Origin of the sequence: Xanthomonas axonopodis (assembly GCF_001304695.1) — a bacterium.
In the GTDB taxonomy this organism is placed as follows: Bacteria; Pseudomonadota; Gammaproteobacteria; order Xanthomonadales; family Xanthomonadaceae; genus Xanthomonas; species Xanthomonas axonopodis.
In genome coordinates this window covers 1-10,544 of the sequence record NZ_JFAQ01000096.1, presented here as the reverse complement: position 1 = coordinate 10,544, position 10,544 = coordinate 1, and the positions used below count along the sequence as shown (strand labels likewise).

General features: G+C 63.0%; 5 protein-coding genes and 1 pseudogene. 3 read left to right on the top strand and 3 right to left on the bottom strand.

Features of this window, described 5'->3' with window-relative positions:
• Nucleotides 1–540 (top strand): ribonuclease H-like domain-containing protein (locus XAXN_RS09740; protein WP_167694777.1); only part of this gene is annotated, 540 nt, incomplete at its 5' end.
• Between the two features lie 282 nt (nucleotides 541–822).
• On the opposite strand, the gene avrBs2 (XAXN_RS09735) is transcribed toward XAXN_RS09740, so the two are convergent.
• The 3 genes from avrBs2 (XAXN_RS09735) to XAXN_RS09725 form a co-directional block, all read right to left on the bottom strand.
• On the bottom strand, nucleotides 823–2,916 hold the full coding sequence (gene avrBs2 / locus XAXN_RS09735; RefSeq protein ID WP_425511779.1) for a type III secretion system effector avirulence protein AvrBs2: 2,094 nt from the start codon (nucleotides 2,914–2,916) through the stop codon (nucleotides 823–825).
• Nucleotides 2,917–3,305: 389 nt separating this feature from the next.
• Entirely contained in the window at nucleotides 3,306–5,498 is a 2,193-nt protein-coding gene (avrBs2, locus tag XAXN_RS09730) for a type III secretion system effector avirulence protein AvrBs2 (protein ID WP_206416648.1), read from the bottom strand.
• 167 nt (nucleotides 5,499–5,665) lie between these two features.
• On the bottom strand, nucleotides 5,666–6,823 hold the full coding sequence (locus XAXN_RS09725; protein ID WP_054319394.1) for an ROK family protein: 1,158 nt from the start codon (nucleotides 6,821–6,823) through the stop codon (nucleotides 5,666–5,668).
• Between the two features lie 102 nt (nucleotides 6,824–6,925).
• Here XAXN_RS09725 and XAXN_RS09720 point away from each other — a divergent pair.
• Together XAXN_RS09720 and XAXN_RS09715 are read left to right on the top strand one after the other, a co-directional pair.
• Nucleotides 6,926–9,583, top strand: a pseudogene (locus XAXN_RS09720) (TonB-dependent receptor).
• Nucleotides 9,584–9,593: 10 nt separating this feature from the next.
• Nucleotides 9,594–10,379, top strand: a complete 786-nt coding sequence (locus XAXN_RS09715) for a DUF1868 domain-containing protein (RefSeq protein WP_054319393.1) — start codon at nucleotides 9,594–9,596, stop codon at nucleotides 10,377–10,379.
• Nucleotides 10,380–10,544 lie beyond the last annotated feature (165 nt).

The window sequence follows — 10,544 nt, the reverse complement described above, 5'->3', positions numbered from 1 at the left end:
AGGACGGGGGGACGTCGCATGATCGGCGTGGCCGATTGGGTCGTCGATGCCGTGCAAGGCAGCGGCCTGCGCGTGCGTCAATTGATGATGTCCACGATGGCGGCCGAAAGCGCGATGCTGGATCTGTTCCGCACCTGGCTGACACCGCGCACCGTGTTGTCCAGCTATAACGGCCGCTGCTACGACGCGCCGCTGCTGAAGACGCGCTATCGCCTGTCACGTCGCGGCGACCCGATTTCTGCACTGGACCATGTGGATCTGCTGTTCCCCACCCGCCGCCGGTATCGCGGCACCTGGGAGAACTGCAAGCTGTCCACCATCGAGCGGCAACTGCTGCGCGTGGTGCGCGAAGACGACCTGCCCGGCTCGGAGGCCCCGGCCGCCTGGTTGAGTTATCTGCGCGGCGGCAGCGCGCGCAACCTGCGCCGCGTGGCCGAGCACAACCACCAGGACGTGGTGACGTTGTCGCTGCTGATGCAACGGCTGGTGGCGGTGGACGCGCAAGAGCGGGAAACGATTACACTGCTAGAAACGTCGTAGCGCGATAGGATGCAAAGGTTCAGCCGGGCAGTGGACGGCGCGACGAACGCCACAGTCCTTGCGCACAGCCATGCACATCGCAACAGCGGAGACTACCGAGCGATGGCAACCCACTGGACCACCAGCTCGACCGGCACCCAAGTGAAAGCGTCGCACTTGCAGCTGTCGGTGGCGCGGCCTTCTCCGCCGCCACGGCATGCCTTTTGCGTGCGGTCTGCCGCCCGGCGAAGCCAGCGACAGACGGCACCTGTCAGCAACGCATCATTGCGCCGCCATCATTGCTTACGCTTGGCATCCTTTGGCCTGCTCGTTGAGGTAATGACTCACGGGCGCACCGCGATAGCGCTCGGTGAGCATGCCGAGCGATTCCGCATGCGTGTCGATAACCGCGCGTGCTTCCTGCGTCAGCTGCGCAGCGGCACCGTGATCCAGGCGCGCACCCTCACGCACTGCATCGACGCTTTGCTTGTCCAGCGTCCGCTGCCTCGCGGCGAACTCCTGGCGACGCAAGTTTACAAGCGACGCATCGCGCTTTGTGTCGATGGTCGTTCCGGGCGGAGCATTCAACTCCACGCCGGTGTGTCCGCGTGGCAACGTACGGTCTTCGCGTAATGCCAGCACCTCTTCGTTCGGCTCATCGGTGAGCACGCTCTCGCCCTGATCCCGAAATGCCCCGGCTGTGCCACGTTTTGGCTCGAATCCGTCTTCGGTCACCGGATTGATCTCGCCGAACATCCCCCACGTGAAGTATTGCCGCCCTCCATCAGACTTCGCCACCGAAAAGTCTTCGAAACGGTAGGCAGCACTGAACGCGGCCTCCTCGTAGCCAGAGCCCGGCTGCCGCAGACGTGCGCGTGCTTCCTTCATGGCTTTGCCGGCGTTGCTGTCCGGATGAGCAACCATGGCCTCTGCGATCACCGGATGCATACCGTTCCAGCTTTGCATCCATCTGGTGACTGTTTCAGCCAAGCCGCTGGCGCTGTCGTCTCCGGGGAACACGCCGCGCATCTGCGGGTCTTGGATATCATGCTCGGCCAGGATAGGAACGACCTTGATCTTATTCAGCTCGTTCCTCAGCTTTCGACGCCGCGGTTCGTCCTGGGAATGCAAAGGGTTGATCTGCAGACGCTTGCAGAGATTCGAAAACATTTGGTCGAATCCACCCTTGTAAGCGCTCGAATAAACCTTGACTGCCGTGAATGGAAGAAAATGCGGTCGGCTCAGCAACATCAATGCGATATCCTCGGCCGTGTTCTCCTTGCAATCCAGTACGATCGAAATGCCAGGTTTAGTCCGCATCACATAATCCAGCATCTGCTCAATGCTAGAAAGACGTTGATTGGTCTTTATGAAGTTACCGTCTACAGGATTGCGAATTACCAAGTGTTGATCACGCAATTCAGAGAACGGCATCTTGGCGATCAATTGGTTATCGGGAAGGCCGAGTGTTCGTCCCACCGTAAAATCATGAAACAGCATTGGTATGCCTTCGGCACTCGTCTCGACATCCAGTTCCAGCGTGCGGTACCCATGCGCATACGCATTGTCAATCGCAGAGAGCGAGTTCTCCGGAATGCCATGATGGAAGTCGTATAGACCACGATGGACCATAACGTCCTTGCCGACTGCTCGGGTGCTTTTTGACTGCAGATAATTAGCGTGAACGAGTTTCTTGAGGTGCTCGCGCATCTGCTTGTCCTTGCCTTCAAGCAGGCGATGGTCATCAGGCTTGTAGAACCAGGCCCGCCCCTCCTGCTTGGAGATATGGTGTCCTCGATACTGGGGCGTCTGCAGGGGCTTGCGATGCGCAGTGCGTGACTTCGAAGCAGGAACAAGCCAGTCCGGATTGTTCAGTCCATGGCTGAATATATTCAGCGCGCTGCCCAGCGCCGTGACCGCTGCATCGCTGAAGGTGTCGCCTGGCGCGAACGCACTCTGCAGGTCGAAGATGATGCGGCCTTGCTGCGCATCGACCAACACAGGACCGACCGCCGCGCGTGCGCGGCCAGGCAAGCTGCGCTTGATGTCGTTGAACGTGGCGGTCTCCACGTACACCGGCTGCAATGTTCCAGCAGCAAAGCGTGCAGCAATGCTGTCCGACGGAAGTGCGGCTCCTGCATCCGCAAGATGTGCGGCCAACTTGCTTTGCAATGCCTGCACCGTGATCTGGCGGGCCTGCACTTCGGCCAGGCGTTGCTCCGAAAATTCGCTATCCAGAGCCACCAGCGCCGGTTTGCCGGTCATCTGGCTGTCGCTCAATGGCACCAGCGGCGGAGCGCTGAGCGCGCGTCGGCGCGGACGCGCGCGTAGTGGCTGTTCGCTGCTAGACAGGTAATGCTCTTGCGGGAGCGTACTTACAGCCGGTGGCGTCGACATTTCCGCTACAGTACTGGCAACGTTAGCGAGTGGATGCAGAGGAGCGATGCGCATGAGAACCTCGTGGATTTTGCGGGTAGCTCAGTAAACTGCGCTGCAGATGACAATTCGCGTTCACGGCGAACTTTGCAGCCCCGATGCGAACCTTAGTGGCATTGCCCGCGCACTGCACGGATAAATGGCGGTCTGAATCATCTGCATGGCAACTTGGGGCCACATTGCGTCGGCGCTGGCGACACGCGCCCGGTTGCATTGCTGTCGATTACACCTCGCACGAGCATGCTCTTGCGAACAATTGGATGGCGCACGCAAACATTCGATCGCATCGCGGTGGGTGCCGGCCACCATCACATGAGCCCGCGCTGCAAGCGGATTCCGCTCCCTTCGAATTATTCCAACCCACTCTCTTTCGCATGCTCGTTGAGATAATGAGTCACCGGTGCACCACGGTAACGTTCGGTCAGCAACCCTAGGGATTCGGCGCGTGCATCTGCCGCACGCCTTGCCATAGGGTCGTAGACGATCTCTTCAGTCCAATCCAGATGCCTCCCTTCACGCACTAGCGCGATGTGCACCGGGTCGGCCTGCTTTGTTGCAGCCGTAAATTCATGAAACCGCTGCTGTACAATTTCGTTGTCGGTCATCGTATCGATGAATGTTTCAGGGGGAACATCCAGCTCCATACCAGTATGGCCGCGGGCCAGGGTACGATTTTCTAGGATAGCGAGCAGTTCCGCATCGGGCTGGTCGGTCAATATGCTTTCACCTTCGCCGAGCAGTCCGCCGGCGGTTGCACGTTTTATGTCGTATGGGCTGGCACTGTGTTTTTTCGCCTCACCGAAATTGCCCCAGTCGTAATATTCCCTATCGTGATTTGCACGCAGCAAGGAGAAGTCCTCGAACCGGTGGCCAGCCGAAAATGCCACCTTGGCGTAGGGAGAGTCTGGCTGGCGCATTTTTTGTTGGACCAGTTCCATGGCCCTACTCTCATCGTTGTCATGATCGGTGATCTGTACCTCCGCTATCACCGGACGCATGCCGCACCAGCTCTCCATCCATTGCACCGCGCTTTCCGCCAACCCGCGCGGGTTATCATCCTGACCGGGGAAATATTCACGCAGTTCAGCGTTTTTGAGCATGGATTGCGCCAGGACCGGCACCACGTTGATCTTGGCCAGCAAGCGATTCAGCGCAGCACGGCGCGGCGCATCCTGCGAGTGCAAGGGGTTGATCTGGTAGTGCTTGTACAAATTGGACAGGAATTGGTCAAAGCCGCCGGTGTAGTACTTGACATAGATCTTGATTGCCGCAGCCTTGCGCAGGTCCGGCCGGCGCATCAGCAGCATCGCCACCGCTTCGCCGGCATTCTCCTTGCAATCCAGCGCCACCGACATCGGCTCGGGTTTTTTCAGCACGTGCTCCAGCATCTGCTCCACGCCGGCAATGGTCTGGTTGGTCTTGACGTAGTTTCCGTCGGACGGGTTGCGAATCACCAACGGCATTTCACGCAGCTCGGCAAACGAAACCTGCGACACCAATCGGTTCTGCGGGTCGCCGGCCATTCGGCCGATGCTGAAGTCGTGCATCAACACCGGTACGCCATCGGCACTGACTTCGACGTCCAGCTCCAGATTGCGGTAGCCCTGCTCGTAGGCATGATCGATGGAGGCCAGCGAGTTTTCCGGGATGCCGGCGTGGTTATCGAACAGCCCGCGATGCACCATGACGTCCTTTCCGAACGCACGCGTGCTGGGTGCTTCGAAGTAGTGGTTGTGCACGAGCGATTTTCGATGATTGCGCAACAGCGCTTGCTTGCCTTCCAGCAGGCGATGGTCGTTGGCCTTGAAGAACGCGGCGCCACCGTCGCGGGCCGGCACCTCGTGACCGTGGTAGCGCGCGGCCTGCTGTAACTTGCGCCGCTCCGGCGTGCGTGCGGCAGGCTGCAGCCAGTCCGGCGTCGCCAGCCCGTGGCCGGAGAGATTCAACTGCTTGCCAAGTGCGGCAAGCGCCGCGTCGCTGAAGGTGTCGCCGGGCGCAAATGCGCGTTGCAGGTTGAAGATGATGCGGCCTTGTTGTGCATCGATCAGCACGGGGCCTGCGGCCGCACGTGCGCGTGCGGGCAGCCCGCGCCACATGGCATTGAAGGCGGCAGTGTCCAGATACACCGGCTCCAGTGTTCCGGCGGCAAAACGTGCCGCGATGCTGTCGGGTTTGGGCGCCGTGCCGGACTGCGCAAGATGGGTGGCAAGCTTGGCTTGCAGTGTCTGCACGGTGATCTGCCGCGCCTGCACTTCGGCCAGACGCTGGTCGGAGAATTCGCTGTCGAACGCCACCAGGGCCGGCTTTCCGGTCATCGCGCTGTCGTTCAACGGCACCAGCGGGGGCATACTGCCGGCGCGTCGACGCGGCCTTTCCCGCAGTGGCGGGGTGTCGCTCGGCATGCGCGGCACCTGCGTCGGGCTGGTCGCACTGGTGTGCGTTGGGAGTGCCGGCGCAGCAGTGTGCGCAACAGAAGGTTGCAGAGGACCGATACGCATGATGACCTCGTAAACGCGGCGGGCGGCCATTAAAGCGCGTGGCATATGACAATTCGCAGACGTGGCATATGACAATTCGCAAATTAGGCGAAAAGTACCGCCCGCATGCGAAACGATGCCCTGTGTTGCAAGCCTTGTGCGGGCATCAGCGCATGTCGTGTTTGGATGCGTTGCACAGCGCCTGGTGCGCACATCGCCGCGCATGACGCGTGCTAGAACAGCGTTTCCTTGAACGGCAGCATGGCCGCGCCCAGCACGGTGGCATGCGCCGTCACCTGCCCGACCTGCAGCATCGGATACGGCAATGCAACGCCACGCCGCGGCGCAGGTTCGAAGGCGATGCGGGCAATCAGCCGTTGCGCAAGATCGGTTGGCAGGCGCGCGCCAAACACAATGACACGCGGATCGATCAACGCAATGATCGCCGCCACCGCAAGTGTCACGGTCGGTTGCACTGCATCCAGCCACGCGTCGATCTGCGGCCACGCCGCATCGTAGTGCTGCAGCATGGTGTGCAGGTCCGGCAGCGCATGGCCATCGGCGGCCAGCGCCTGGCGCAGGCTTTCCAGCGTTGGCCGCGCCATGCCGGTGATGGCCGAGATGCGCCCCAGTTCGCCCACATTGCCGTGTGCGCCGCGGCGCACGTTGCCGGCAGCAATCACGCCGGCAGCAAAGCCGTCGGAGATCGACAGATAGACCAGGTCCGGCGAGTGGCGGCCAATGCCGTACACCGCCTCCGCCAGGGCGGCGCAATGGGCGTCGTTGTCCATCCACACCGGTAGCTGCAGGCAATCGGCGACGAACCGATCCAGCTCCACCTGCATCCATTCCGCTGCCAGCGACAAGGGCGGATTGACCCGGGTGCCGTCGCCGATGTGCGGGCCGGTCATGCTCAGGCCGACGCCGAACACGTGCTGCCGATCCACGCCGGCCGCGCTTAGCAGCGCCTCCACCAAGGCCGGCAGTTGTGCACGCACCACCGCCAGCGTCAGCGGGAAGGCGGTGAGCTGACGCATGCCACGCACCTGGCCGGCGAAGTCGATCAGCACCACCGCAACGCCATCGACCATCAACGACACCCCCACGCTGTAGGCATACCCCGGCACCAGACTCACTTGCGCGCTCGGTTGGCCGCGGCCGCGCCGCAACGAGGGCCGCAACTGCAGCAGGCCGTGCGCCACCAGCGGGTCGACGATGCCCTTGATGCCGGGCACGCTGAGCCCGCTGGCGCGCGGCAGATCCGCACGCTCGAATTGCCCGGCCCTACGGATCAGATCCAGCACCAGGCGCTCGCTGGAACCGGCGGCCTGCCCATCGCTGCGACGACGGCAATGCGAACGAATGGCTGCGTTTGCGAACAAAGAGGGCATGCAGGGCGAAACGTCCGTCGTTGTCATAAACGTTTTAATTAAGCAGCTTAATTTAATCAGTCCGCGGCCCCACGGTGGGGCCTCCGACGTTGGTATCGTGCCATGCGCCTGTTGCATCTCCCTTCCCGATCCCATTGCGCTGCCCCGGCTTGCCCACAGGCTCCGCATGCGCTGTCGCTTGCGCTGGGGCTGGCCTTGATCGGCTGGCTTCCCTCGTACGCCATCGCTGCCGAGTCGCCGGCCGCAGCCGACGCGCAGACCCTGGACGCGGTGCAGGTGCGCAACTCGTTCCAGTCGCAGAACACGCGCGCCATCGCCACCAAGCAGGCGGCGCCCACCATCGTGGATTCGGTTGCCGCCGACAGCATCGGGCAGTTGCCGGACTTCAATGTGGGCGATGCGCTGCGCCGGGTTACCGGCGTGAGCACGGTCGAGTACCAGGGCGAACCACGCTATGTGACGGTGCGCGGACTCAAGGGCAACTACAACAGCATGCTGATCGACGGCTTTGCGTTTGCCAGTAACGACATCGGTAGCCGCCAGGCGCTGATGGATGTGCTGCCGGCGAACTTCGTGGACCGCATCGATGTGGTGAAGTCGCTGCTGCCGGAAAACGATGGCGGCGCAATCGGTGGCGTCACCAATCTGGTCACCGCCACCGGCTTTGCCCGGCCCGATGGCCTGCTGACCGCCTCGGCCAAGGGCGGTGCCAACCTCATGGGGGGCCGCTATGGCGGCCGCACGCCGGTGGGCGAAGGCGAGCTGAAATGGGGCAAGCGCTTCGGAGGTGACGGCCAGTTCGCGTTTTTGGGTGCGGCCAGCATCTGGCGCCGTGAGATTTCTGTGCCGCAGCAGGAAAACGGCGGCGCCCTGAACTGGTACAACGCCGACGGCACGCGCGCGCCGGTGGCCTATGGCGGCACCGGCGCCGCGGTGCCCAGCGAACGGCGCTGGTACAACTACGACAACACCCGCGAACGGCGCGGCGTGACCGCACGCGTGGATTGGCAACCTGAAGGTCCGCTCAGCGGCCATTTATCCGGCTACACGTTCAACCAACACGAGGCCTCCGACCGCAATACCCAGGCCGCCCAGGTGCAGAACAGCGCGCGCCTGACCCGCAGCGGCCCGCAAAGCGGCACGCTGGACAACCTCAACCAGCTCGTCGAGTTGGGGCAACTGCGCTGGAAGCGCGGGCTGACCGGCATCAACGGCGAACTGCTGGCCGAGCTGCCTGGTCAGTGGCGCGGCGCGCGGCGCGCAAGTACCTCGCGCGCCACGGTGGACAACCCGCAGATCTGGGACCGCTTCCAGCAGAATCGCCTGGCCTATGGCTTCGATTGGAATGGCACCCTGCCGGCATTCACGGCCCTGGACCCGGCGCTGGCCAACGATCCGACCCGCTACGCCAACCTCAACCACCAGCAAGAGCGCACAACCTACGCCGAACGGGTGAGCGACCTGCAACTGGAGTTACGTCGCAACATGGACGAGGACAGCCAGGGGCTGGGACTGGCCTGGGGCCTGCGACAGGTGCGCACCCACATGCAGACCGCGTTCCAGCGCACGACCTGGAGCGGGTTGCCCTATTCGCTGGCAGATGTGCTGGGCGACCCCATCTGCGCCCTGGGTTGCAACGCGCCCATGCTGACCATCGACCCGGACCTGGCCGACGCCCGCTGGGAGGCGGCGTCCGGCCAGGCGCGCGGCGTGGTGGACACCTCCGCGCAGAACAGCGGCAGTTACAGCGTGGATGAGCAGGTGCGCGCCGGCTTCGCCCAGGCGTAGTGGCGCGGCGAGCGCTGGCGTTTGGCCGGCGGTGTACGCCTGGAGCAGACCCGCTTTGGCAGCAGCGGCCAGCAATTGAGCGGAACCGTTTGGGCGCCGGTCAGTGCGCAGCGCAGCTACCGCAACTGGTTGCCATCGCTGGCCGGCCAGCTGCAGACCAGCGCCAACGGTACCTTGCGCTTTGGCGCCTCGCGCTCGATCGGGCGACCGCGCCTGGACCAGATGGCGTTGAACGGCGGCGTGCTCACGCTGGGCAGCACCCCGCCCACGCTCAACCAGGGCAACCCGGAACTGCAGCCGCGTCGCTCGCAGAATCTGGACTTTGGCCACAACTGGACGTTCGACGACGGCGGCAGCCTGCTGTCGATCGCGCTGTTCCACAAGACCATCGACAACGAGATTTTCCGTTATGGCCAGCTGCAGAGCATCGACGGCGAGCAGGTGCTGGTCACCCAGCCGCGCAATACCGACCGGCCGGTCCGCATGCGCGGCGTCGAACTCGGCGCGATCGAGGAACTGGGCCCGTGGCTGCCTGCGCTTGCCGGGCTGTCGGTCGGTGCCAATGTCACCTTCCTGGACGTGGACTACCCGGTGGTGCTCGGCGATGGCAGCCGCACCACCTTGTCGGTGCTGCCGCAACAGCCCAAGCAGCTATGGAATCTGACCCTGAACTACGCGCGTGGGCCGCTGCGCAGCACCCTGGCCTGGAGCCGTACCGGCGAGCTGTGGGACGACCGCTACCCCAACTACAGCAACCAGCAGGAATTTTATCGCAACCGCTACCAGCAGCCGCTGGACCGCCTGGATCTGAAACTGGCCTGGGACGTCTCGCCGGCAGTGGCAGTGAGCCTGGATGTGCTCAACCTGACCGGCCAGGGTTACGAGTACCGCATCGGCCGCCACCAGGAATACGTGCAATCGGCCTGGAAGATGGCACCCACCGTGATGCTCGGCATCAACGTCAAACTCTGAGGGTTTTCCCATGTCGTCGCTTCTGGACACACGCATCAGCCGCCGCCACCTGATGGCTGCCGCCGGCACCTCGCTGCTGGCCACCGGTCTCCCCACGCTGGCCATGACGCCGCCACCAGCGGATGTGGGCCGCAAGTTTCTGCGCTCGCGACGGCCGATGCCGTTTGCCGGCAATACCTTTGTGGGTCATCTGGAACAACAGGACGACGGCTACGACAGCTTCGACCGCGTGCTGAATATCTACCGCCAGTTCCCCGAACAGCGCTTTGCCCACAAGTTCGCCCTGCTGCCACCGAGCAGCTACCACGTGACCTTGTTGGGCGGGGTCAATCAGATCGACCGTGCGCATGGGCCCTGGCCAAGCGATATGACGCGCGACCATGCCTTGGCCGATATCAACGCGGCCTATCTGTCGCGTTTGAAGGAACGCGCCGCGCCGCCGCTGGGTGCGTGCCGCTTCCTGGTCAATCCGACCGCAGCCAAGACCGGCATTAACGACAATCTGCTGATTCCGTTGAAGCCGGCCGACACGCAAACCGCACAGCGCCTGGAAGCCGCGCGCCAGGCGCTGATGCAACTGACACGCTTGCAGCGCCCCGACTACACCAACTTCCAGTTTCATATTTCGCTGGCTTACCTGTGCGACACGCTGGATGCGGCTGAACAAATGGCGTATCGCACCGCGGTGCGCGTCTGGCTCACACAGCTGACAGCAGCGGGGCCGATCACGGTGCCACGCTTTCATTTTTGTACGCTCAGCGACATGGACGCGTTTCGAACGGTCTACGAGGTCTGAGGTTGCGTTGAGACAGCGACGCGGCGATGTGCGTTGGACACGTGGTTTCAGAACTCCCCGCCGCGCACAGAGATCGGTTTCCCGCCTGGTGTGGCCGGCCAAGGCGGGGCGCTGCGCTGGTCTTGCGCATCGCCCGGTTAGGTATTTGATCCCATGCTTTGATGG

Bases quoted from the DNA above. Each gene is read 5' to 3' on its own strand.
- avrBs2 (WP_425511779.1), bottom strand. From the start codon at position 2,916: ATGTCGACGCCACCGGCTGTAAGTACGCTCCCGCAAGAGCATTACCTG.
- avrBs2 (WP_206416648.1), bottom strand. From the start codon at position 5,498: ATGCCACGCGCTTTAATGGCCGCCCGCCGCGTTTACGAGGTCATCATG.
- XAXN_RS09725 (WP_054319394.1), bottom strand. From the start codon at position 6,823: ATGCCCTCTTTGTTCGCAAACGCAGCCATTCGTTCGCATTGCCGTCGT.
- XAXN_RS09715 (WP_054319393.1), top strand. From the start codon at position 9,594: ATGTCGTCGCTTCTGGACACACGCATCAGCCGCCGCCACCTGATGGCT.